General features: G+C 62.8%; 19 protein-coding genes and 1 tRNA gene. 7 read left to right on the plus strand and 13 right to left on the minus strand.

Translation table 11 applies throughout. The features are described from left to right. Positions 1 to 2: 2 nt before the first annotated feature. Positions 3 to 2,297 carry a RelA/SpoT family protein gene (locus tag AC5I5I_RS16665; protein WP_495975327.1) on the minus strand — a complete coding sequence of 765 codons (2,295 nt, stop codon included), beginning with the start codon at positions 2,295 to 2,297 and terminating at the stop codon, positions 3 to 5. Between the two features lie 169 nt (positions 2,298 to 2,466). Continuing rightward, positions 2,467 to 2,853, minus strand: a complete 387-nt coding sequence (gene rpoZ, locus AC5I5I_RS16670) for a DNA-directed RNA polymerase subunit omega (RefSeq protein WP_325611148.1) — start codon at positions 2,851 to 2,853, stop codon at positions 2,467 to 2,469. Positions 2,854 to 3,186: 333 nt separating this feature from the next. On the opposite strand from rpoZ, the gene AC5I5I_RS16675 reads away from it, so the two are divergent. Beyond that, positions 3,187 to 3,834 carry a LabA-like NYN domain-containing protein gene (locus AC5I5I_RS16675; RefSeq protein ID WP_495975032.1) on the plus strand — a complete coding sequence of 216 codons (648 nt, stop codon included), beginning with the start codon at positions 3,187 to 3,189 and terminating at the stop codon, positions 3,832 to 3,834. Beyond that, positions 3,812 to 4,504 (plus strand): uracil-DNA glycosylase, encoded by a 693-nt coding sequence (locus tag AC5I5I_RS16680; protein ID WP_495975034.1) that lies wholly within the window; start codon positions 3,812 to 3,814, stop codon positions 4,502 to 4,504. Before AC5I5I_RS16675 ends, AC5I5I_RS16680 begins: the two co-directional genes overlap by 23 nt. A 21-nt stretch (positions 4,505 to 4,525) precedes the next feature. On the opposite strand, the gene AC5I5I_RS16685 is transcribed toward AC5I5I_RS16680, so the two are convergent. Beyond that, positions 4,526 to 4,846 carry a helix-turn-helix domain-containing protein gene (locus AC5I5I_RS16685; protein WP_495975036.1) on the minus strand — a complete coding sequence of 107 codons (321 nt, stop codon included), beginning with the start codon at positions 4,844 to 4,846 and terminating at the stop codon, positions 4,526 to 4,528. A 173-nt stretch (positions 4,847 to 5,019) separates the two neighbouring features. On the opposite strand from AC5I5I_RS16685, the gene AC5I5I_RS16690 reads away from it, so the two are divergent. Both AC5I5I_RS16690 and AC5I5I_RS16695 read left to right on the plus strand, forming a co-directional pair. Continuing rightward, complete coding sequence (locus AC5I5I_RS16690) at positions 5,020 to 6,240, plus strand: tyrosine-type recombinase/integrase (RefSeq protein WP_495975038.1); 1,221 nt, start codon at positions 5,020 to 5,022, stop codon at positions 6,238 to 6,240. 419 nt (positions 6,241 to 6,659) lie between these two features. Further along, positions 6,660 to 8,099, plus strand: a complete 1,440-nt coding sequence (locus AC5I5I_RS16695) for a porin (protein ID WP_495975040.1) — start codon at positions 6,660 to 6,662, stop codon at positions 8,097 to 8,099. Between the two features lie 225 nt (positions 8,100 to 8,324). Here AC5I5I_RS16695 and AC5I5I_RS16700 read toward each other — a convergent pair whose 3' ends face one another. Beyond that, positions 8,325 to 9,233 (minus strand): alpha/beta fold hydrolase, encoded by a 909-nt coding sequence (locus AC5I5I_RS16700; protein ID WP_495975042.1) that lies wholly within the window; start codon positions 9,231 to 9,233, stop codon positions 8,325 to 8,327. Positions 9,234 to 9,279: 46 nt separating this feature from the next. Continuing rightward, entirely contained in the window at positions 9,280 to 11,649 is a 2,370-nt protein-coding gene (locus AC5I5I_RS16705) for a transglycosylase SLT domain-containing protein (RefSeq protein WP_495975044.1), read from the minus strand. 275 nt (positions 11,650 to 11,924) lie between these two features. Between AC5I5I_RS16705 and dapA the strand changes: the two genes are divergently transcribed. Beyond that, positions 11,925 to 12,815 (plus strand): 4-hydroxy-tetrahydrodipicolinate synthase, encoded by an 891-nt coding sequence (gene dapA, locus AC5I5I_RS16710; protein ID WP_495975046.1) that lies wholly within the window; start codon positions 11,925 to 11,927, stop codon positions 12,813 to 12,815. An 8-nt stretch (positions 12,816 to 12,823) separates the two neighbouring features. After that, on the plus strand, positions 12,824 to 13,297 hold the full coding sequence (gene smpB / locus AC5I5I_RS16715) for an SsrA-binding protein SmpB (RefSeq protein WP_495975047.1): 474 nt from the start codon (positions 12,824 to 12,826) through the stop codon (positions 13,295 to 13,297). A gap of 57 nt (positions 13,298 to 13,354) precedes the next feature. Here the strand turns inward: smpB and AC5I5I_RS16720 are convergent, their stop codons facing one another. The 5 genes from AC5I5I_RS16720 to AC5I5I_RS16740 form a co-directional block, all read right to left on the minus strand. Continuing rightward, entirely contained in the window at positions 13,355 to 14,086 is a 732-nt protein-coding gene (locus AC5I5I_RS16720) for a superoxide dismutase (protein ID WP_495975048.1), read from the minus strand. A 263-nt stretch (positions 14,087 to 14,349) separates the two neighbouring features. Continuing rightward, a complete protein-coding gene (locus tag AC5I5I_RS16725; RefSeq protein WP_495975049.1) occupies positions 14,350 to 15,912 on the minus strand; it encodes a porin in 1,563 nt (520 codons plus the stop codon). A gap of 468 nt (positions 15,913 to 16,380) precedes the next feature. Then, positions 16,381 to 16,471: transfer RNA gene (locus AC5I5I_RS16730), tRNA-Ser, on the minus strand. 65 nt (positions 16,472 to 16,536) lie between these two features. Beyond that, entirely contained in the window at positions 16,537 to 16,806 is a 270-nt protein-coding gene (locus AC5I5I_RS16735) for an SEL1-like repeat protein (RefSeq protein WP_495975050.1), read from the minus strand. A gap of 412 nt (positions 16,807 to 17,218) precedes the next feature. Beyond that, a complete protein-coding gene (locus AC5I5I_RS16740; protein WP_495975051.1) occupies positions 17,219 to 18,067 on the minus strand; it encodes a glutathione S-transferase N-terminal domain-containing protein in 849 nt (282 codons plus the stop codon). Positions 18,068 to 18,208: 141 nt separating this feature from the next. On the opposite strand from AC5I5I_RS16740, the gene AC5I5I_RS16745 reads away from it, so the two are divergent. Continuing rightward, complete coding sequence (locus tag AC5I5I_RS16745) at positions 18,209 to 18,589, plus strand: hypothetical protein (RefSeq protein WP_495975052.1); 381 nt, start codon at positions 18,209 to 18,211, stop codon at positions 18,587 to 18,589. A gap of 1,018 nt (positions 18,590 to 19,607) precedes the next feature. On the opposite strand, the gene gatB is transcribed toward AC5I5I_RS16745, so the two are convergent. The 3 genes from gatB to AC5I5I_RS16760 are packed head-to-tail and all read right to left on the minus strand — an operon-like array spanning position 19,608 to position 22,794. After that, the gene (gene gatB, locus AC5I5I_RS16750; protein WP_495975053.1) at positions 19,608 to 21,077 is read right to left on the minus strand and encodes an Asp-tRNA(Asn)/Glu-tRNA(Gln) amidotransferase subunit GatB; all 1,470 of its coding nucleotides are present in this window, start codon (positions 21,075 to 21,077) and stop codon (positions 19,608 to 19,610) included. After that, positions 21,077 to 22,552, minus strand: a complete 1,476-nt coding sequence (gene gatA, locus AC5I5I_RS16755; protein ID WP_495975054.1) for an Asp-tRNA(Asn)/Glu-tRNA(Gln) amidotransferase subunit GatA — start codon at positions 22,550 to 22,552, stop codon at positions 21,077 to 21,079. Before gatA ends, gatB begins: the two co-directional genes overlap by 1 nt. Further along, a complete protein-coding gene (locus AC5I5I_RS16760) occupies positions 22,549 to 22,794 on the minus strand; it encodes a hypothetical protein (RefSeq protein WP_495975055.1) in 246 nt (81 codons plus the stop codon). The genes gatA and AC5I5I_RS16760 overlap by 4 nt, the downstream gene beginning before the upstream one ends. Positions 22,795 to 22,798: the final 4 nt, after the last annotated feature.

The raw sequence follows: 22,798 nt of genomic DNA on the forward strand, positions 1-22,798 counted from the left end.
ACTCAACCGTTGACGCGCGCCACGCTCGCGACCACGGCCTTCGCCCGCAACTGCGCGATGATCGCCGTCAGATGCTTCAGATCGTAGACCTCGAGGTCGATGGTCAACGTGGTGAAATCGGGAGACTGACGTTCCATCCGAATATTGTCGATATTGCCGTCATTCTCGGCGATGACCTGGGCAAGTTGCACCAGCGAACCCGGCTCGTTGACCGACTTGACGACGATCTGGGCCGGGAACCGTTGCGGTTCGCGCTCGTCGACATCCCAGCGCAGGTCGAGCCATTGCTCCGGCCGGTCCTCGAATTCCTGCAGCGACGGCGACTGGATCGGGTAGATGGTAATACCCTCGCCGGGTGTGAGAATGCCGACGATGCGGTCGCCCGGCACCGCACCGCCATTCGGCGCGAACCGCACCGGAAGATCGCTGTTGATGCCACGCACCGGAATGGCCGTCGCGCTGTCGGCGGCCGGCACCTTGGCTTTCACCGATTTCGCGCGGCGCAAACCGAGCCACGAACTGTCGCCCTTGGGCGTTGCAAGTGCCGCGCGCTCTTCGAGATAATCCGGATACATCGCGCGCGCGACATCGGATGCCTTCATCTCGCCGCGGCCGACAGCCGCCATGACCTCCTCGATCGACGACCGCGCGAGCCGCGGCAACGCGCCCTGCAGCTTCTCGTCCGAATAATCCTTCTTGGCGCGATGAAACAGCCGCTCGACGATGCGGCGGCCAAGCCCGGCATATTGGTCGCGCACCGCGACGCGCGTGGCGCGGCGGATCGAGGCGCGCGCCTTGCCGGTGACGACAATCGACTCCCACGCAGCGGGCGGCGCCTTTTGCGCCTTGGAGGTCATGATCTCGACCTCGTCGCCATTCTGCAATTCGGATGCAAGCGGCGCGATCTTGCCGTTGATCTTGGCGCCGACCGCCATGTTGCCGACATCGGTATGGACCGCATAGGCAAAGTCGATCGGCGTCGCATGACGCGGCAATGCGATCAGCTTGCCCTTCGGGGTGAAGCAGAACACCTGGTCGTGGAATAGCTCGAGCTTGGTATGTTCGAGGAATTCTTCGGAATTGGATCCTTCCGAAAGCAATTCGATGGTGCGTCGCAGCCACGCATAGGCGTTCGACTCGCGCGACAGCATATCGGACGGCGACACGCTCGCATCCTTGTAGAGCGCGTGCGCCGCGATGCCGTATTCGGCGATGTCGTCCATTTCCTGGGTGCGGATCTGCAACTCGACGCGCTGCTTGCCGGGCCCGATCACCGTGGTGTGGATCGAGCGATAGTCGTTCTGCTTCGGCGTCGAGATGTAATCCTTGAACCGGCCGGGCACGACCGGCCATGTGGTGTGGACCACACCGAGCGCCTGATAGCATTCCGCGGCCGCGTTCACGATCAGACGGAAGGCGAAGATATCCGACAATTGCTCGAAGCCGACCGACTTGCGCTCCATCTTGCGCCAGATCGAATAGGCGCGCTTCTGCCTTCCCCTCACCTTGGCGGCAATCCCGCGATCCGCGAGCTTGCGGGTGAGCTGCTGCTCGATGTCGATGATCAGGTCCTTGTTGCGAAGGCCAAGCGTCAGCAGGCGCTCGGTCACAACCTGATAGGCGTCCGGATAGAGCTCGCGGAACGACAGGTCCTCGAGCTCCTCGCGCATCTCCTGCATGCCCATGCGGCCGGCGAGCGGCGCGTAGATGTCGAGAGTTTCCTCCGCCATCCGCCGCCTGGTCTCGACCGGGACATGATGCAGCGTGCGCATGTTGTGCAGCCGGTCCGCAAGCTTGACCAGCAGCACGCGGACATCGTCGGCGATGGCAAGCAGCAGCTTGCGCAGGTTTTCGGCCTGCTTCGCCTCCTTGGTCACGAGGTCGAGTTTCTTCAGCTTGGTCAGGCCCTCGACCAGGACGCCGATTTCCTTGCCGAACAACTCGTCGATCTCGACCCGGGTCGCCGGCGTGTCCTCGATGGTGTCGTGCAGCAAGGCGGCCGCAACCGTCGCGTCATCGAGCTTGAGGTCGGTCAGGATCGCGGCGACTTCCAGAGGATGCGAGAAATAGGGATCACCCGACGCGCGCTTCTGCTCGCCATGGGCCTTCATCGCATAGACATAGGCGCGGTTGAGCAGCGCCTCGTCGGTCTCCGGATTGTATCTGCGGACCCGTTCGACCAGTTCGTATTGCCGCATCATTTGCGGCTTGGCTGCGGGCTTCGGCTTTTCGGGCGCGGATACCAGGGCAGATGCGCTGAGTTCCAGTGGCGCGCGGGTCCGCGCCTGGTTCTGCATCCGTGGCAATTGAGGGTTCGACCGCGCCATAACTCGCTCCGGCCGACGATGCGGCCTAGAAAATCATATCACGGCCCTTCGTCGAACCCGCAAGGTCATGGCGAAGGGTTAAGAAACAAAAAGGCCCGGCAAATGCCGGGCCTCGTTGCGGGAGCCTGAACCGGCGGCTCTATTCTTCTTCTTCGGGCTGGGCCTCGGGCGGGGTCAGCCCTTCCAGGCCCTTCAGCAACTCTTCCTCGCTCATGTGCTCCATGGCGACGTCGGTGTCGTCGGCATCGACCGACCCGGAGGTTCCGATCAGCGGCGCTTCGGGCTCGGGCTCATCGACCTCGACATATTTCTGCAGGGAGTGGATCAGGTCTTCCTTCAGATCGCCGGGCGAGATCGTGGTCTCGGCGATCTCGCGCAACGCCACGACCGGGTTCTTGTCGTTGTCGCGATCGACCGTGATCTGCGCACCGGACGACACCATGCGGGCGCGGTGGCTCGCGAGAAGCACGAGTTCGAAGCGGTTCTCAACCTTGTCAATGCAGTCTTCGACGGTGACACGGGCCATGGGCTTGTCACTCCTAAGCGGGGTTTTCACTGGGAATTGTGGGCGTTGGTACCCCCATGCCCCCGGAATCGCAAGAAGTAAATTACGCTGAACCATCTGGCCGTTTTGCCTTGGACCGCCCACCCGGCGTCTGCTAACGACCGCGCCGGAACCAAACGGACGGCTTCAGAATATTGGTAAGGACACTCAAATTTCGCTGCGTCCTCGCATGGTTTTCCCGCGTCTCGCGCCGCTCAAAACGGCCATCATTTGCCGCCAACCCGACGCATTACGTGACCAACGCCATCCGGGCGGCAAGCCGCTCCGGCGGATTAACAAGGATCAGACTACGCAATGGGATCGAATCTCGAAAAGACAGCGCTTTTTATTGACGGTGCCAACCTTTACGCGACCGCGCGATCTTTGAATTTCGACATCGACTACAAGCGCCTGCTGCGTGAATTCCAGTCGCGCGGGTATCTTTTGCGGGCGTTCTATTACACGGCGGTGATCGAAGATCAGGAATATTCATCGATTCGCCCGTTGATCGACTGGCTCGACTACAATGGCTACACCGTCGTGACCAAGGCGACCAAGGAGTTCGTCGACCAGACCGGCCGACGCAAGGTCAAGGGCAACATGGATATCGAACTGGCGGTCGACGCCATGGAACTGGCGGGTTCGATCGACCACATGGTGCTGTTTTCGGGCGACGGCGATTTCCGTTCGCTGATCGAGGCGGTGCAGCGGCGCGGCGTGCGGGTCACGGTGGTCTCCACCATGTCGTCGCAGCCGCCCATGATCGCCGACGAATTGCGCCGTCAGGCCGATGAGTTCGTCGACATCATCACCCTCCAATCCAAGATCGGCCGCGACCCGTCCGAGCGTCCAGCCCGGGAGCCGCGCGAGGGCCGCGAGCCACGCCAACATACCCCGCAATTTTTGCAGCGGCCGACGCAACGCGCCAATATCGGCCCCGATGGCGACGACTTCGAGGACTGAGAATCCGGCCTACATTCGCGACAGCGGTAAACCGGGCCGGGACTGCCCGCTCTGTCCGCGGCTGGTCGCGTTCCGGTCGCAATGGCGCGATCGCGAGCCGGGCTGGTTCAATGCGCCAGTCGCCTCGTTCGGACCCCTCTCCGCTCGCCTCCTGATCGTCGGTCTCGCGCCCGGATTGCAGGGCGCGAACCGGACCGGCCGCCCCTTTACCGGCGATTATGCCGGCGACCTGCTCTACGCAACGCTGGTCGAATACGGCTTCGCCCGCGGACAGTTCGGTGCGCGCGTCGACGATAATCTCGAACTCATCGATGCACGCATCACCAATGCGGTGCGCTGCGTTCCGCCCGAGAACAAGCCTCTGCCGGCAGAGATTCTGACCTGCCGCTCGTTTCTGGAAGCCACGATCGCGGAGATGGCGGATTTACGGGCGATCGTTGCGCTTGGACGGATCGCGCATGATGCCGCGGTCACCGCGCTGGGCGCGCGCAAGTCTGCGGTGAAATTCGGTCATGGCGCAGCGAACGCGATCGGACGCATCACGCTTTTCGACAGCTATCACTGCTCACGTTACAACACCAATACCGGTGTGCTTACGCCCGACATGTTCAGGGCGGTGTTTGCAGCGACGCGCGCCTTTGTCGACAGCGCTCTGCCACACAGCGCGTAGAGAATCCCGCCGAAGGATTGCTCAGTCGATCGGGCTTCGCTTTCGCCGCGGCTGCACCATGATGCGAAAGCCGCCGGACGGCACCATCTCGAAGGAAATTCCCTCGTCTCGCAGCACGCCCTCGATCGCAACCGCAGTCGAACGACGCACATCCACACCGGCCTGCTCCAGCCGATTGATCGAGCGCTGCGTGACGCCCACCCGCTGACCGAGCTCGGCCTGGCTCCAGCCCAACAACGCGCGCGCCGCACGGACCTTGGACGCAAATTCGCGGCGCTCTTCGTTCATTGCAGCCATGTTCAGCACGACCGAGAATTTCTTGCGCCGATTGTCGCCGATCATTGCGGCCCTCCGCGCATGTCATTTCTTATGACACATAACTCACGAATAACGACGCGCAATTCGTCACACCTGACATCCCTGTCGCTCAAAATATCTTTTGTTTTCCAATGACTTGACGAGGGAATGTCATCTGGTGTGACATCCGCTTCATTAAAGTTGCGTTTAAGGGTCCCATGCCCAAAGTCGCCCTGTCCAAAACCTTCATCGAGAACGCGAACTGCGATCCGGCCAAAGCCAAGATCGACTATTTCGATTCCGATCAACGGGGCTTCATGCTGGAGGTCAGACGTTCGGGCGGGAAGACGTTCTATCAGCGCTATGCCGACGAGCGCGGTCGCGAGCGGCAATTCAAGATCGGTCCGGCCGATGTCCTTTCGCTCGATCAGGCGCGGAAGAAGGCGCGTCTGATCCTGGCCCAGGCCCTGCTCGGCGCCGATCCGCAGGCTCGCCGACGGGAGTTGCGGGAAATCCCGACGCTGGCCCAACTGGTGCGCGACCGCTACCTGCCGCATGTGAAGGCCTACAAGCGAAGCTGGCGCACCGACGAGACCGTCTTTCGCGTCCACATCCTGCCGCTGCTCGGCTCCAAACCGATCGACGAAATCTCCGGCGATGCGATTGCCGATCTCATCCAGCAGATGCGCGACAAGGGTTATGCGAGCGGCACGACCAATCGGGTGCTGATCCTGATCCGCTTCATCTTCAACCTGGCGCGCAAGTGGAAGATCGCAGGCGTTCGCGAAAATCCGACCGCGGGGCTCAATACCGCTCCGGACGTGCAGCGCGACCGCTTCCTCACGCCTGAGGAAACGAAGCGTCTGATCGCTTCGATCAATATCGACGAGAACCGCAGCGCCGCGCACACCATCATGATGCTGCTGCTCACCGGTGCCCGTCGTAACGAGGTCTCGCACGCGAAGTGGGACTACATCGACTGGGAGCGGCGCACCCTGCTGGTGCCCGTCTCCAAATCCGGCAAGCCGCGCGTGATCGCATTGAACGGCCAGGCCATGGCGCTGTTGCGAGCGATCCCTCGCGTGGATGGCAATCCCTACATCTTCCCCTCGCCGATCACCGGCCGCCCCTGCCCGTCGCTCCACTTTCCGTGGACCCGGATCAAGCAGCGAGCCATTCTCGACGACCTCAGGCTGCACGACCTGAGGCATTCCTTTGCGAGCTTTCTCGTGAATGAAGGCGTGTCGCTTTACGTCGTACAAGGGCTTCTCGGGCACACGCAGCCGCGCACCACGCAGCGCTATGCGCATCTGGCGCAGGACACGCTGAACAGTGCGGCCGAGGTCGTGGCCAATGTGATCGCTGGTGCGGTCAAAGCTCCGGCGGCGCCCATCGAGATCGCCGCAACCGTTCAGCCGCTCGAGCAGGCCACGGCCTAACCGGCCCAGCTCTTCATCATTTAGCTTTTCTGCGCCGGCCCGATGGCCGTGTGCGCACCCCCGCGCGAATTGTCGCGCTATCAACTCATCCGAGAAGCAATCGAATTGTTCGCCTAAAGGCTCCCGTCGGCCTCTGGGCGTGGCGAGGCCTCGTGCGCGCCATGCGGCTTCGTTGCGCCGAAAAATGCGCCCACCTAGGCCATACCTAGAACGCCGATCGGCTCCGCAGCACGACTCCGCCCCCTGCGACAATATGCCTGCAGGAATAAAATCGATTCCGATGCCGGCCGTGCGTTTCTGCACCCAGTCCATCCCCTGTGCGGCCTCCGCATTTTGACCGGGACAGCCCGGCAGGCATGCGGCTAAACGCCTGAAATCACTCGTACTTTTTTGCCGGACAGGAGAGATCAGTAGAATACGTGAAGATCTGTAGCTTGTATGGCGTCGGCTACTACTACATCCCGGGTACCGACACCTGCATCAAGATCGGCGGCTATGTCCGTCTCGAGGCCTACCACAACGATGCCGGCGGTCTGTATGCGGAAGGCACCCCGCAGGGCTCCTTCACGCGTCATGGCTCGACCTACGCCATGCAGGCTCGTTTCCGCATGTCGGCTGACGTTCGCACCCAGACCGAATACGGCACGCTGCGTTCGTATTTCGCCTTCGGTCTGAATGCACTCAACAGCGCGGGCGGCGCCTACGAGACCTCAGGTCCGACCCTCGCTGTGGCGATGGAACGCGCCTTCATCCAGTTCGCCGGCTTCACGCTCGGCCGCTCGGATACCTTCTTCGCGTTCTATAACGGCGCGGCTTACGGCCTGGTGCCGTTCGGCTTCGACGGTTCGTCCGGCCCGTCCGGCCTGAACGTGGCGGCTTATACCTGGCAGTTCGGCAACGGCCTGTCGGCGACCTTCTCGGTCGAAGACGCGATCGCTCACTCTGCCGGCGTAATCGAACTCAACACCAACGGGTTGATGGGCGGTGGAACCGTCGGTGGCGGCAACTTGTTCCTGCCGAACGGCGGCGGCGATCAAGCGGGCGCCAAGATGCCTGATCTGGTCGCCAACCTCCGTGTCGACCAGGCTTGGGGTTCGGCCCAGATCATGGGTGCCCTGCATCAGGTCGGTGCGCGCTACAACACCACCCTGCCTGCTGACGCGACCTGCGCTGGCGGCGGTGGCAACACCAACCTCTGCGGCTATCCCGACGACAAGTGGGGATGGGCGGTCGGCGCCGGCATGACCCTGAAGATGCCTTGGGATCCCAAGGACACCCTCTCTGGTCAGATCGCCTTCGCCGAAGGTGCGAGCAAGTACGTTGCCTTCACCTACAACAATCGCAGCCTGCATCGTGACGATGGCGTCTCCATCGGCGCCTTCAACGACGCCGTGTTTGCCAGCGGCAATGCGGCGACGGCCGGTGTCGGCAACTCTCTCGAGTTGACCAAGACCTGGGGCGGCACGCTCGCCTTCGAGCATTACTGGACCCCGAGCCTGCGTACCTCCTGGGTCGCCGGTTACCTGGAAGTCGAGTACAGCGACAATGCGAAGCAGCTGCTCGTCAACCGCGGCGCTGGGGCCTGCGCTGGTAACGGCATCACCCTGGCAAACAACGCCCAGTGCAGCAATCCCGACTGGTCGATGTGGCGCCTTGCCTCGCGCACGATGTGGAATCCGGTGCAGAACCTCGATGTGGGTGTTGAAGTTGCCTATACCAACGTCAACACGGCCTTCGGCGGTACCGCTGTCCTCAATCCGAACCAGGGTGGTTCGGGCCTGTCGGGCGGTACCTACAACATCGACGACAACTCGTACTGGACTGCCACGTTCCGCGTGCAGCGCAACTTCTGGCCATGAGCCACGACCGGCTGTGATCTGACGATCATTGCCTGATCTGAAATGGAGCCCCCGGTCGCAAGACCGGGGGTTCTGCTTTTCGGGGACTGCTTTTCAGAGCTCGCTCCGGCGAGCACTTGATGTGCAAGCGGGCTCGAAGCGCAGGTCGCTCGGACGTGAAGGGCGATTGCTGTTGCGGCTACGAACCGCAGCGATGAAGAACGGCGCCAGTTGCGCCATCAGACCCTATCGCGAGGCAGGCTTGTCGCAGCGCGCGAGGAACGTCGATATCCGTGACATGATCTCGGGCTCCGCCAGCAGCGGCGCGTGGCCCTGGTCCGGCACCTCGAGCACCTCGATATCCGGCCGGCGCGCCCGCATTGCCTCGACCGTCTCCGCTGACAAAATGTCAGACAAGCCACCGCGTACCACCATCAGCGGGACCGGCGGCAACGCATCGAACTGCGCCCACAGATCCGGCATCGGCTGATCCGGTGTGACGCCGTCGAGGGTGTTGGCAAGCGCCTGATCGTATCGGCCGATGAGCTCCCCCTTGTCCTGCCGCCAGCTGCGATGCGCCCAGGCGACCCACGCGGCCTGGTCGAGGCGCGGAAATTGCGCGCCGAACAGGTCCCGCAGCAGGCTCGCGCCCTCGGCAAAGTCGCGCGGCTGCTGGATTTTCCCGGCATAGCGCTTGATACGTTCGAGGCCGGCCGGTTCGATTACCGGCCCGATATCGTTCAGCACGGCGCCTGCGATCAATTCCGGCCGCACCGCCGCCAGCAACATGGTCAAAATCCCGCCCCTCGACGTCCCGACGAACGCGGCGCGGTGAAGGCCAAGCGCGGCGATCACCGCGAGCACGTCCGCAAGTTCGACCGCCGGATTGTAATTGCGCCAGTCCGGATCGTAGGCGGACCGGCCGCGGCCCCGCGAATCGAGCGCAAACACCCGGCGCGGAAAGGTGCGATCCGTGGCCAGATACGTCGCCAATGGAGTGAAGTCGGCCTCGTTGCGCGTGAGGCCCGGCAGGCACAGCACCGGCATGTAGGTGGAAGCCGCTGCCGGCTCATAGCAGCGCACATGCAGCGACAGGCCATCCGCCGCCGAGATGAAACGGCTGTCGACAGTCAACGAGGCTGCTGGATCCGGCATCCGGTCAGTCTAATGCCCACGACGCCGACGGCAAACGATCCCGTCGTCAGTTTGCCGCCATGCCGCGCCGCAGGTCGGCTTCGATCATCAGGTTCCGGGACGCGCCGAACCGCACGCGATAGACCTGCATGTTCTCCATCACCCGCTGGACGTAGTTGCGCGTTTCCGAGAACGGAATTCGCTCCACCCAGTCGATCGGATCAATCTTGGGATCGCGGGGATCGCCGAAACGTTCGACCCATTCGCGGACGCGGCCCGGTCCGGCATTGTAGGCAACGAAGGTGAGAATGTAGGAGCCACGATAATTTCCGATGGCGTGGCCGAGTTCGGCGGCGCCGATCTGCACGTTGTAGATCGGATCGTAGAGCTTTTTCGGGTCGAACGGGATGCCGTTGCGCTTGGCGACCAGCTTCGCGGTCCCCGGCAGCACCTGCATCAGCCCCTGCGCATTCGCGCTCGATCGGGCGCGCGGGTTGAAGCCGCTTTCCTGGCGCGCGATCGCGTAGGCGACATGCGGTTCGACCGGCGGGCCGATCGGCGTGAACTTCGGCAGGCCTGCGGTGGGATAGGCGTAATATTCGAACGGCAGGTTGCGGCTCACGGCGGTGCGTCCGAGCAGGACCAGGGTGCGCGCGTCGGCTTTGCGCTCCGCCAGCGCGGCGACGCTGGCAAGTCCGGCCGGATCGACCGCGCGGTCGGCCATGTCGACGGCCGCGGACGCCACCAGATCGCGCTCGTCGATCGCGTAAAGCATTTCCATCGCGCGGACGATTTCGAGCCGGTGGGCCTGCGGATGCGCCTGCGGCGGCGGCGGCAGCCGCAATTCGGAGCCGCCCAGACGCGCATGCGCGATCTGGCCGTAATAGGTGCTCGAAAACTGCGCCGCGCGCTCGTAATGGGTGCGCGCTTCGGCGGTCTGACCGAGCGCTTCGGAGGCTCTGGCATGCCAGTAATGGCCGCGGGACCGCGATGCCGGATGCTCGGCGACCTGGATGGTTGCTGCAAAGAGCGGCTTTGCGGTTGCCGGGTCGTTGAGGAAACGGAACGCGATCCAGCCCGCCGTGAACAGATGCTCGACCCGCGACCCTTCCTTTTCGGGCATTGCGGCCTCCCGCGCGACCCGGAACGCGGTGCGGTGCTCGCCGGCATCGAGCAGCTTGCGCGCCAGCAACCGCCGCTCTTCCCACCATTCGTCTGGATCGTGCACGGCGCTGGCCGCAGACGAAGCCGCAAGCACGGCTTTGGCGGCCTCGTCGATCTGGTCCGCGCGCCGCAGATAGCGCGCCCGGGCGAACAGGTAGGCCGTATCGCCGCGCACCTCGCTGGGAACGGCGTCGAGCAACGCCTTCGCCTTCGGCGACTTGTCGGACAAGGCTGCATATGCCCGCACGATCGCGACCTGCGCTGCTCCGAGCCGCTGAGCTGCGCGCAGGGCCGCGCCTTCGTCGTCGGCATAGAGGCGCCGATCCATCCGGACCTTGTGATCGCCGCCCGACAGCAGCGACCCGAAATTGTCGAGCACCTGACGTTCCATGTCGGCGCTCAGGGCATCGGTGCGCCAGGTCTCGCGCACGAGTTGCTGCGCCTGGGCCCGGTCGCCTTGCGACAGCAGAGCGCGCGCCAAGGCCAGCTTGCCTTTCGCCGTCAGCGGTGTGGTGATGGCGAAATAGCGACGGATGACAGCATCGTTCACGCCGTTCTGGAATAACGCGGCCTCGGCCTTGCGCCGGAACTGATTGATGTTCGGCCAGGTCGGATTCTCGGTGGCAAAACCCGCATAGCGCTGGAAGTCGAAATCGTCGTTTTCGGCACGCAGGACCAGCCATTCGATCAGCTTGACCGCGACCGGGTCGGTCACTGTTGACGCGACCGCCGTTGCCTCGCTGTTGCGACGGCGCCGGGTCAACTCGACCGCCTTCTTCACCGCAGCCAGGGTATCGGCCGAAATCGGCGCGGCGGGAACGAGCGCCGAGGGAAACCGGGACGTGGGAGGCGTCAGCGCCGCTTCGCGCTGCGGCGCCACCAATGCCGGTGCGCTCGCAGTGACGGCCGGCACCAGGCCCGACGGCAGGATCGGCGCCGTGCCGATCGGAGTGGGGAATGCGCCGGCGGCCGTCGCGCTTTCGGCGGGACGGCGCTTGGGCAGAGGCACCGGGGCTTTGGCGGCCGACTTCGATGCGGACTTGGCACCGGGTTTGGCCGCGTTCTTTTTCGCCGGACTGTCCTTGGCAGCCTTCTTCGCGGGCTTTTTCTCGGCGGCCTTCTTCGACGGCGCCTTTTTTTCCGCCCCCGTCCGGGCCTTGGCGGCCGTCGCCTCGTCTGTCTTCGTTTTAGGCGCCGCCTGTACGACGGCCGCGGCGGCCAGCAATGCGGCAAAGCCGGCCATAACGGCCGTGAACGAGCCTTTGCGTGTCAAATCGAAGCCCTCGCCTTCCGAATCGGATGGTGCAGGTTTGCTATTGCCTTGAATATGCTGAGGAACCGTTTACCGATTCACAAGGCGTGACTGCCACCGGAAAGCGGCGACACCGCGGCATGGGGACGGCATCACCAACCGCGATCCGTTTCGTCAAGAACATTCGCTTTCAAGCCCCGGGGCGACCCGCTATTGATCGCAATTCCTGCGCCCGGGTAACCGTGGCGATCAGGGTCGCATGATCCACTCGAAATGATGCCGTCCGGGGTTCAGACATGACAGCTAGCGGAAAGTTCCGGGGGTCGTTCACCGCTCTGGTGACGCCGTTTCGCGACGGCCAGCTTGACGAAAAAGCCTTCCGCGACCTGGTCGAGTGGCAGATTGCCGAGGGCACCGACGGCCTGGTTCCGTGCGGGACCACGGGCGAGAGTCCGACGCTGTCGCATCCTGAGCATCACAAGGTGGTGGAATGGTGCGTCGACCAGGCGCGAGGCCGCGTGCCTGTGATTGCCGGCGCCGGCTCCAACTCGACCTCGGAAGCGGTCGCACTTGCGAAGCACGGCGAGAAGGCCGGCGCCGACGCCGTTCTTGTGGTGACGCCCTATTACAACAAGCCCACCCAGGAGGGCATGGTCCACCATTTCAAGGCCGTGAACGATGCGATCGGCATCCCGATCATCATCTACAATATCCCGCCGCGCTCGGTGGTCGACATGTCGGTCGATACGATGAAGCGCTTGTTCGAGCTGAAGAACATCGCCGGCGTGAAGGACGCGACCGGCAACCTCGCGCGTGTGTCGCTGCAACGGCAGGCCATGGGCGACGACTTCATCCAGCTCTCCGGCGAGGACATGACCGCGCTGGCCTTCAACGCCGCGGGCGGCCATGGCTGCATCTCGGTGGTGTCGAACGTGGCGCCGGCCTTGTGCAAGCAGCTGCAGGACACGACGCTGGCGGGTGATTATCGGCAAGGCCTGACGGTGCAGGACCGCCTTGTGCCGCTGCACCACGCGATCTTCATGGAGCCCGGACTGGCGGGTGCGAAATGCGGCCTGTCGCTGCTCGGGCGCGGCAATGAAGAGGTGCGGTTGCCGCTCCTGCCGGTGACGTCCGGCACCAAGGCCGCGATCCGCGATGCGATGGTGCATGCGGGCCTGTTGAACTAGCGAAGCGAATGGCTCAGGCAAAAGAGCGTCCGCTCAAGATCGTCGCCGACAACCGCAAGGCGCGCTTCAATTACGAGATCGGCGAAACCTTCGAGGCCGGCGTCGCGCTGACCGGTAGCGAGGTCAAATCGCTCCGCGCCGGCAAGGCGACGATTGCGGAATCCTATGCGGATTCACGCGACGGCGAGCTCTGGCTGATCAACTCCACCATCACGGAATATTCGCAGGCCGGCCGCGACAACCATGCGCCGAAGCGGCCGCGCAAACTCCTGCTGCACAAGCGCCAGATCAACAAGCTGATCGGCGCGGTCGACCGGCAGGGCTTCACGGTCGTACCGCTGAAGCTCTATTTCAACGAGAAGGGGCGCGCAAAGGTCGAGATCGCGCTCGCACGCGGCAAGAAGCTGCACGACAAGCGCGATACTCTGAAAAAGCGAAGCTGGGATCGCGAGCGCGGCCGCCTGCTCCGCGCCAAGGGCTGAGGTCACGCGTGACCCGCGGCGCGTTTCGGCAACCGCGGGTCTGGACGCGCAGCTGAATCAGCCCATCGCTTTCTTGAAATTGTCGCCGGCCTTGTCCCAGTTCACGGTGTTCCACCAGGCCTTGAGATAGTCGGCGCGGCGGTTCTGGTATTTCAGATAATAGGCGTGTTCCCACACGTCGACGCCCAGCACCGGCTTCGCCGCCAGCTCCATATGTGGCGTGTCCTGGTACGGCGTGTTGACGATATCGAGCTTCTTGTCCTTGGTCACGACCAGCCAGGCCCAGCCGGACCCGAAGCGGCCGAGTCCCGCGGCGTTGAGCCTGTCGGTCATCTCGTTGCTGGACTTCAGGTCGCGGTCGATGGCCGCTTTCAGATCTCCGGTGGGTTCCTTGGCACCGCCCGGCGTCATCAATTCCCAGAAAAATGTGTGATTCCAATGCCCGCCGAGATTGTTGCGAACCGGCGTACGGACATCGAGCGGGACCTTCGACAGGTCACTGAGCAGCGCTGCGGGATTTTCGACGAAATTCGCGAGCTCGGGATATTTCCCCACCAGCCCGTTGAGATTGGCGATGAAGGCGCCGTGATGCCGCTGATGATGGATGGTCATGGTCTGCGCGTCGATATTGGGCTCGAGCGCATCGTACGCATATCCGAGCGGCGGTAGCTTGAAGGGGCCGGATGCGGGCGCAGTCTGCGCGAGGGCAGCCGGCCTGCTCAGCAGGCTGCCTGCGGCCGCAACGCCGGCGGCACTCGCGATCAATTTCAGGCTTTGGCGTCTGTTCATGAGGATTCCTCTGCTCGGATCGCGATTCGCTCCAGGGAGCACAATTGAGCACGCTGGCGATCGCGGTGCGACAGGCCGCGATCAGCATGACGACTGTCTGAAGCCTATAAGGTTTCAAGCCGCGTACGAGAGGCTCTCACAGGGAAGTGACAAAGTGCGTGCGCCGGAAGCAGACCGTGTCCACAAAAGCAGAGCCCCCGGTCTTGCGACCGGGGGCTCCGTTTAGGTCAGGCAATGATCGTCAGATCACAGCCAGTCCTGGCTCATGGCCAGAAGTTGCGCTGCACGCGGAACGTGGCAGTCCAGTAAGCGTTGTCGTCGAGGGTGTAGCGACCGCCCGACAAGCCGGACCCACCTTGGTTGGCAGCAAGTGTAGCCTCACCGCCGAACGCCGTGTTGACCTGGGTGTAGGCCACTTCGAGACCCACATCGAGGTTCTGCACGGGGTTCCACATGGTGCGAGAGGCAAGGCGCCACATCGACCAATCAGCATCCGCGCAGCGCGCGTTGGCCGCAGCAGCGCCGTTGTTTGTCAGCGCCACACCGTTTCCGGCACAGGAAGCAGAACCGCGATTAACCAGCAGTTGCTTCGCAGCGTCGGAATATTCGACTTCGAGGTAACCGGCGACCCAGGAGGTACGCAGGGTCGGGGTCCAGTAATGCTCGAAGGCGAGCGTGCCGCCCCAGGTCTTGGTCAGCTCGAGAGTGTTGCCGACACCGGCCGTCTGAGCATTACCGCTGGCGAACACGGCATCGTTGAAGGCGCCGATGGAAACACCTTCGTCACGATGCAGGCTGCGGTTGCCGTAGGTGAAGGCAACATACCTGCTCGCGCCTTCGGCATAAGCGATCTGACCGGAGAGGGTGTCCTTGGCATCCCAAGGCATCTTCAGGGTCATGCCGGCACCGACCGCCCAGCCCCACTCGTTGCTGGGATAGCCGCAGAGGTTGGTGTTGGGACCGCCGGTAGCGCAGGTCGCGTCAGCAGGCAGGGTTGTGTTGTAGCGAGCACCCACGTTGTGCAGGGCACCCATGATCTGGGCAGAACCCCAAGCCTGGTCGACACGCAGGTTGGCAACGAGGTCAGGGATGTGTCCGCCCTGCTGGTCCCCACCGCCGTTTGGTTGGAAGATGTTGCCGCCACCGACAGAAGCGCCACCCATCAACCCGTTGGTGTTGAGGTCGATCACGCCGGCAGAGTGGCCGATCTGATCTTCAACCGAGAAGGTCGCCGACAGGCCGTTGCCGAACTGCCAGGTATAGGCAGCCACGTTCAGGCCGGACGGGCCGGACGAACCGTCGAAGCCGAACGGCACCAGGCCGTAAGCCGCGCCGTTATAGAACGCGAAGAAGGTATCCGAGCGGCCGAGCGTGAAGCCGGCGAACTGGATGAAGGCGCGTTCCATCGCCACAGCGAGGGTCGGACCTGAGGTCTCGTAGGCGCCGCCCGCGCTGTTGAGTGCATTCAGACCGAAGGCGAAATACGAACGCAGCGTGCCGTATTCGGTCTGGGTGCGAACGTCAGCCGACATGCGGAAACGAGCCTGCATGGCGAAGTCCGACGTATGACGAGTGAATGCACCCTGCGGGGTGCCTTCCGAGTAGAGACCACCCGCGGCGTTGTGATAGGCTTCAAGACGGACATAGCCGCCGATCTTGATGCAGGTATCGGTACCCGGGATATAATAATAGCCGACGCCGTACAGGCTGCAGATCTTCACGTATTCGACCGCTTTGGCCTTTACGGGAAGATCGGCCGCCTGCGCCCCAGCCACTGCAATCAAACCGGCAGCGGAGCCGAGGAGAAGGCTTTTCACCATCTTCATGTTGAACCTCCAAGTTTGCTTTAGGGAGGGCTCAAACTCCGCTGGGTGAAAGCCACCCAATGAGGTTCCCCTATTCCCCGCGAACTGCTTGGCTCTCTTTCGAAACCCCCGAGAGACAACCCAGCAGCACGACTTGGGGACGCCCCCTCCGTCGCCAGTGCAGATTATCGTACGTCCCTCACCGTGCAATCCGGAAACGCCTCATGCACAGGCAGTTTTGAATGTTTTCAAGCCCCTGTTGCACAAATGGCACGCGCTTCGGGACCACCTCGCGGAACTTCATAATGCCAGATAAGCATCTGACAATGAATAACATTTTCGATCGCAACGGACCATGGACATCGTTCCGCCGAACCTCCATCCGGACGTGCCGCGAAAAAAGCCATGCGGCTGGAACCCGGTCGGGTCGGCCCTTGGACCGGTCAAAACCGCCCAAAAACGAGAATCGGTCATTGGCTGAGACGTGAGTGGCGGAGACGGAGGGATTCGAACCCTCGATACCCTTTTGGGGTATGCTCATTTAGCAAACGAGTGCCTTCAGCCACTCGGCCACGTCTCCGGTACCACTGGATATGCCCAAGACCGCCCCCGCAAGCAACCGGGAACCCAGCCCCCGCCCATAAATTAGTGCGAGGTCAGCCAGTCGCGGGCCGCGCGCTGGGCCGCGGCGATCTCGGACGGAGACATGTTGGCCGCGATTTCCTGGCGCAACCGGATCGCGTCGCTGCATCCTTTCAGCGCGGCGATGTTGAACCATTTATGCGCGGCGACCAGATCGGCCGGCACGCAGGTGCCGACCGAGTAGCGGATGCCCAGATCGTAGAACAGATCCGCACTCGCCGATCCCTGCCCCGACGCCACGATGTCGGGTGAAGCCAATTCAAAACGCGCCATCATCATTCCCCTGTCATCTGTTCCGCCTGTAGCCGGCGGATAACGTCCCCCATTCGGACGATGGCGATGATGTCGCGGAAAATTTGAATGGCAGTTTAAGCGTCGCGATGAATCGAGCGTTAAGCCGCGATCGGAGTGAGCCGGCGCGAGAATGCGATTCGCAGCTAAAATCAGGGGTTTCTGCAATCGCGGTTACGGTTCGAAAACCTTCAATCTTGTCGCGGCCCTAACCAATTCAGCATGCCGCTGTATCAGGAGATCTCTGGAGAGCCGCGCCGTCCTGAAGGCGCGGTTCTCCTCGGAGCGGTTCGCTGACATGTAGAAGCGGCAGCAATCTCCGGTCGTCTCTCTCTTCGAAAGAGAGAGCGCGCTGGGTGCGCAGTGCCGCTTCAGCCAAAACCGAAGTCGGACGTTAGCCGCTGCGTGCCCGCTGCCGGAACAGGAGCGCCTGGACGTTCGGATCCTTCATGTCGACCTGCGACGCCTCTTCCACACGCAGCTTGATGCCGCGCTCGACCGCCGGCCGCGCCATCAGCGTTTCCAGCCATCGCTTCAGATGCGGAAACTCATTGATGTCCTGCCCCTGCCGTTCCCAGCGCGACACCCAGCCGACGCAAGCCATGTCGGCGATCGAATACTTGCCGGCCAGGAACGGGCGATCCTTGAGCCGGATATTCATGACCCCGAACAGGCGATGCACCTCGTTGGTGTATCGGTCGATGGCATATTGCAGCTTTTCCGGTGCATAGATCCGGAAGTGATGCGCCTGCCCCGACATCGGCCCAAGCCCGCCCATCTGCCAGAACAGCCACTCATCCACCGCGGTCCGCGCACGCTCGTCCGCCGGATAGAATTTCCCGGTCTTGCGGCCGAGATACTGCAGGATCGCACCCGACTCGAAGACCGAGATCGGCCGGCCGCCGGGCCCGTCGGGATCGACGATCGCCGGCATGCGATTGTTTGGAGAGATCGCCAGAAATTCCGGCTTGAACTGGTCGCCGGTGGAGATGTTGACCGGCTTCATGACGTAAGGCAGCCGGCACTCCTCGAGCATGATCGAGATTTTCCAGCCATTCGGCGTCGGCCAGTAATGGAGTTCGATCGGGCGTTGCCGCTTTGCCGCCGGGGCCTTGCGCTTTGCCGGCGTCGCCTTGCGCTTCGGGCTCGTACCGGACTTTGCGGACGAGCTGCGCTTGGGAGCAACGGTCCGCGCCCTGCCCGCTGATTTCGCCTTTGCCTTCTTGGCCGGTCTGCGCGTCATCGCTTTCTCCTGCATGTCACGATCGACGGTCGACACCTAAGGCGGCGGCGCCGCAGTCGCAACCTCGCCATATGGACCGCCCCACCGCCAGGGCATAGTGTTTCCGCCAAGGCACGCAGGGTTGTGCAAGGGAGCGTAGCGATGAGCAAGGTCAGCAAGGTCAGCAAAGTCAAAATGAGCAAGGCAATATTGGCTGCGACGGTCGCGGCGGCGTTGACATGCACGGTGCTGCAGGGCGCACCGGCGCAGGCGCAGGCGCCCGCGGCAAAGGAAACGACCGACAACGACACGTCCAAGACAAAGAAGGCCGAAGAGCGAAAGGCCAAGCGCGCGGAAGCAAAGAAGTCCCGTGCCGAGAAAAAGGCGAAGGCGTCAGCCGCACGCGCCGCGGTCAGGGATCGTCAGAAGCAATGCGGTGCGGAATGGCGCGAGGCGCGCAAGGCCGGGACAGTCGAGAAGAGCATGACCTGGCCGAAATTCTGGAGTGCGTGCAATACGCGCCTGAAGGCAAAGGCAGGCTAAGGTCCCGACACCGCTTCAGACGGACAAATCCGGGAAGCGACAAAAGCGGGACGGGAAGAACGAGATCAGAGAAACCAGGGCCCAGACAGACCGAGGGCGTCGGAGAGACTTATTATCGTCTCGCCGACGCCCTCCGTCGTTACGAGAGCCGGCGATGTCATGCACGATTGTGATCGCGCGTATCGACGTCGCCGGCTTTGTAACGTGGATCGAAAACGTCTCGCGCCTACTTCCGCTTCTTAGCGCGCTTCGTCTTCTTCGCAGCCTTTGCCTTCTTCGGCGCTGCCTTCTTACGTTTCGCCATTGTGCCCTCCAAGTTAGAGATGGCGCTATCGAAAATGTGCCGTCGCGAATCGACATGCACGGCATTCCGATTACACCAGAATGCAAGAAACAGCGACTCCACTTAACGAAACGTGTACTCGCACACGTCATCGGCTGCATCGAGCGATGCCGAACGCAACATGCGATCGCCGAATGCATCGTCGAGCGAACGATGCAATTCATCGCAACGTGCACACATCGGTGCCATTCAACTTGTATCGATAAAATAAGGACGATTCGTTGGTCGCGCGCATGCGATTCAAACCGTATCGCATCGCGCTCGCGATCATCAGTCGCGCAATTCCAACGCTTGCGCTGTCAAGCTTGTTGCCGCGCCGGCGGTCAAATATTTTTTTTGGGGATGATGCAAAAACGGGTTGGTCGACGCCGGATTGGATCGCAAACCGCACGAATCGGCGTCGGCGATTCGCGACGCGCCGACTTCGGTGAAGGCATCTCACGCCTCGAATGATCGTCCGAAGCCGCCATGCATAGCCGCGACGGAGCATTTTGACCGCGGTGCGGAACCCGTTGCGCATGATCCGGGATGCACCGCTCGCAAGAACGCGTCGCGCTCGCAATGCGATGTTGCTCTGCCCCAAAACGGGACGACATTTGCCGCAAACGCGCCGCGCGGGCGCCGGTAGACTTCAAACGGAGTAGAAGACGGCTTCGATCGCGGTCGCCTGGTCGGTCAAAGGCCGAGCTTTGCCTTCAGGATCTCGTTCACGGTCTGCGGATTGGCCTTGCCGCCGGACGATTTCATCACCTGGCCGACAAACCAGCCGATCGCTTTCGGATTTGTCTTCGCATCCGCAACCTTGTCCGGGTTCGCGGCAACGATCTCGTCGACCACTTTTTCGATCGCACCGGTGTCGGTGACCTGCTTCATGCCGCGCTGCTCGACGATGGCGCGCGGATCGCCGCCTTCGTTCCAGACGATCTCGAACAGATCCTTGGCGATCTTGCCGGAAATTGTCTTTTCGCCGATCAGGTCGAGGATCGCAGCGAGTTGTCCAGCCGATACCGGTGATGCCGCGATGCCCTTGCCTTCCTTGTTGAGACGGCCGGCGAGTTCATTGATCACCCAATTGGCGGCGGACTTGGCGTCACGCCCCTTCGCAACCGCCTCGAAATAGTCGGCGCTCTCCTTTTCCGCGATCAGAACCTCGGCGTCATAGGCCTGCAGCCCGTAGGCCGACACGAACCTCTTCTTCTTTTCGTCCGGCAGTTCCGGAAGGCTCGCCTTGAGCGCATCGACATAGGCGTCGTCGAATTCCAGCGGCAACAGGTCGGGATCGGGGAAATAGCGGTAGTCATGCGCCTCTTCCTTGGAGCGCATCGACCGGGTCTCGCCCTTTCCGGGATCGAACAGCCGCGTTTCCTGCACGATCGCGCCGCCGTCCTCGACGATCTCGATCTGGCGGCGCGCCTCGTATTCGATCGCCTGGCCGATGAAGCGGATCGAATTGACGTTCTTGATCTCGCAGCGCGTGCCGAGTTCGTCGCCCGGCCGGCGTACGGACACGTTAACGTCGGCGCGAAGGTTGCCCTTCTCCATGTCGCCATCGCAGGTGCCGAGGTAACGAAGGATGGACCGCAGCTTGGTCACAAAGGCCTTGGCCTGCTCGGACGAGCGGATGTCCGGCTTCGACACGATCTCCATCAGGGCGACACCGGAACGGTTCAGGTCCACCAGCGACAAGGTGGGATGCTGATCGTGGATGCTCTTGCCAGCATCCTGTTCGAGATGGACGCGTTCGATCCTGACATCGATGCCGCTGCCGTCCGGCAAATCGACGCTCACCACGCCCTCGCCCACGATCGGCGACTTGTACTGGCTGATCTGGTAGCCCTGCGGCAAATCGGGATAAAAATAGTTCTTGCGGTCGAACACCGATCGCTTGTTGATCTGTGCCTTCAGTCCGAGACCGGTACGGATCGCCTGCCGCACGCATTCCTCGTTGATGACCGGAAGCATGCCGGGCATCGCCGCGTCGACCAGCGAGACGTGCGAATTGGGTTCGCCGCCGAACGCGGTCGCAGCGCCGGAGAACAGTTTGGACTCCGAGGTAACCTGCGCATGCACCTCCATGCCGATGACGACTTCCCAATCGCCGGTGGCACCACGGATCAGGTTCGGGCTTTTCGCTGGTGTCGCCATCACCACCACGCCTCGACCGGATAATGCCCGGCCGCCTTTTCGATCACCTCGCCCAGCGAAAACAGCGTCGCCTCGTCGAACGGGCGGCCGATGAGTTGCAGGCCAAGCGGCAGCCCTTCCGTCGACAGCCCGGCCGGAACGGCGATGCCCGGCAGCCCGGCCATGTTCACCGTGACCGTGAAGACGTCGTTGAGGTACATCTCGATCGGGTCGGCGCCGCTCTTCTCGCCGATGCCGAAGGCGGCTGACGGAGTCGCCGGGGTCAGGATCGCATCCACGCCCGCCGCGAAGACATTCTCAAAGTCCCGCTTGATCAGCGTTCGCACCTTCTGCGCCCGCAAATAATAAGCGTCGTAGTAACCGGCTGACAGAACATAAGTGCCGATCATCACGCGGCGTCGCACTTCGGCGCCGAAGCCCGCCGCACGCGTCGCCTCGTACATTCCGGTGACGTCGCGGCCTTGTTCCCGCAAGCCGTAGCGCACGCCGTCATAGCGCGCGAGATTGGAAGAGGCTTCCGCCGGCGCCACGATGTAATAGGCCGGCAGCGCGTATTTGGTGTGCGGCAGGGAGATGTCGACCATCTCGGCGCCGGCATTCTTCAGCCAGGCCGCGCCCTGCTCCCACAGCGTCTCGATTTCCGGCGGCATGCCGTCGATCCGGTATTCCTTTGGAATGCCGATACGCATGCCTTTCACCGACTGGCCGACCGCCGCCTCGTAATCCGGCACGGCGATATCGGCGCTGGTGGTGTCCTTGGGATCGTGCCCCGCCATCGAGCGGAGCAGGATGGCGTTATCGCGAACGGTGCGCGTGAATGGGCCGGCCTGATCGAGCGATGAAGCGAAGGCGACGATCCCCCAGCGCGAACAGCGGCCATAGGTCGGCTTGATGCCGACGATGCCGGTGAAAGCGGCGGGCTGGCGGATCGAGCCGCCGGTATCGGTGCCGGTTGCGCCGAGACAAAGCCGCGCGGCGACAGCAGCCGCCGAACCGCCGGACGACCCGCCAGGCACCAATGGCGTATTCGAGCCCTTGCGCCGCCATGGCGACGTCACCGGACCGAAGGCCGAGGTCTCGTTGGACGAGCCCATGGCGAATTCGTCGTTATTGGTTTTGCCCAGCATGACGGCGCCGTCGCGCCAGAGCTGCGCGGTCACCGTCGACTCATAGGGCGGGTTGAAGTTGCCGAGGATGTTCGAGCATGCGGTCGTTCGCACATCACGCGTGCAGAACAGGTCCTTGACGCCAATCGGGATGCCTTCGAGCGGGCCGGCATCGCCGGACGCGATACGGGCGTCGGCCTCTTTGGCCCGCTGGCGGGCGTGATCCGGCGTTTCCAGCACATAAGCATTCAGCGCGCGCGCCTTCTCGAGCGCGGCGACATGCGCTTCGGTCAGTTCCGCTGCGCTGAAGCTCTTCGATTTAAGTCCGTCGCGCGCCGCAGCAATCGTCAGGGCCGTAAGGTCGCTCATGCGTCGGGACTGTCGCAGGCAAAGGCCTGCGCCTTGTTGTCAGGCGATTTGTTGTCCGGCGCCTTCTGGCGAACAACCTTGGTACCGTCCGGCTCCTCGACCACTTCGATTTCGCCGGGAAGCGGAAGCCCCATCGCGCACAATTCGTCTTCGCTGTGCCCCTCCGGCATCTCGCCCTTGGCGATCTGCTGGATGAGCTGCCAGCGGTAATACATGTCGGCTTCTTCGCAGGCGAGGCACATCAGG

The organism is Pseudorhodoplanes sp. (genome assembly GCF_059499825.1).

Bases quoted from the DNA above. Each gene is read 5' to 3' on its own strand.
- AC5I5I_RS16665 (WP_495975327.1), bottom strand. From the start codon at position 2,297: ATGCAGAACCAGGCGCGGACCCGCGCGCCACTGGAACTCAGCGCATCT.
- rpoZ (WP_325611148.1), bottom strand. From the start codon at position 2,853: ATGGCCCGTGTCACCGTCGAAGACTGCATTGACAAGGTTGAGAACCGC.
- AC5I5I_RS16675 (WP_495975032.1), top strand. From the start codon at position 3,187: ATGGGATCGAATCTCGAAAAGACAGCGCTTTTTATTGACGGTGCCAAC.
- AC5I5I_RS16680 (WP_495975034.1), top strand. From the start codon at position 3,812: ATGGCGACGACTTCGAGGACTGAGAATCCGGCCTACATTCGCGACAGC.
- AC5I5I_RS16685 (WP_495975036.1), bottom strand. From the start codon at position 4,846: ATGATCGGCGACAATCGGCGCAAGAAATTCTCGGTCGTGCTGAACATG.
- AC5I5I_RS16690 (WP_495975038.1), top strand. From the start codon at position 5,020: ATGCCCAAAGTCGCCCTGTCCAAAACCTTCATCGAGAACGCGAACTGC.
- AC5I5I_RS16700 (WP_495975042.1), bottom strand. From the start codon at position 9,233: ATGCCGGATCCAGCAGCCTCGTTGACTGTCGACAGCCGTTTCATCTCG.
- dapA (WP_495975046.1), top strand. From the start codon at position 11,925: ATGACAGCTAGCGGAAAGTTCCGGGGGTCGTTCACCGCTCTGGTGACG.
- smpB (WP_495975047.1), top strand. From the start codon at position 12,824: ATGGCTCAGGCAAAAGAGCGTCCGCTCAAGATCGTCGCCGACAACCGC.
- AC5I5I_RS16720 (WP_495975048.1), bottom strand. From the start codon at position 14,086: ATGAACAGACGCCAAAGCCTGAAATTGATCGCGAGTGCCGCCGGCGTT.
- AC5I5I_RS16725 (WP_495975049.1), bottom strand. From the start codon at position 15,912: ATGAAGATGGTGAAAAGCCTTCTCCTCGGCTCCGCTGCCGGTTTGATT.
- AC5I5I_RS16735 (WP_495975050.1), bottom strand. From the start codon at position 16,806: ATGGCGCGTTTTGAATTGGCTTCACCCGACATCGTGGCGTCGGGGCAG.
- AC5I5I_RS16740 (WP_495975051.1), bottom strand. From the start codon at position 18,067: ATGACGCGCAGACCGGCCAAGAAGGCAAAGGCGAAATCAGCGGGCAGG.
- AC5I5I_RS16745 (WP_495975052.1), top strand. From the start codon at position 18,209: ATGAGCAAGGTCAGCAAGGTCAGCAAAGTCAAAATGAGCAAGGCAATA.
- gatB (WP_495975053.1), bottom strand. From the start codon at position 21,077: ATGGCGACACCAGCGAAAAGCCCGAACCTGATCCGTGGTGCCACCGGC.
- gatA (WP_495975054.1), bottom strand. From the start codon at position 22,552: ATGAGCGACCTTACGGCCCTGACGATTGCTGCGGCGCGCGACGGACTT.
- AC5I5I_RS16760 (WP_495975055.1), bottom strand. From the start codon at position 22,794: ATGTGCCTCGCCTGCGAAGAAGCCGACATGTATTACCGCTGGCAGCTC.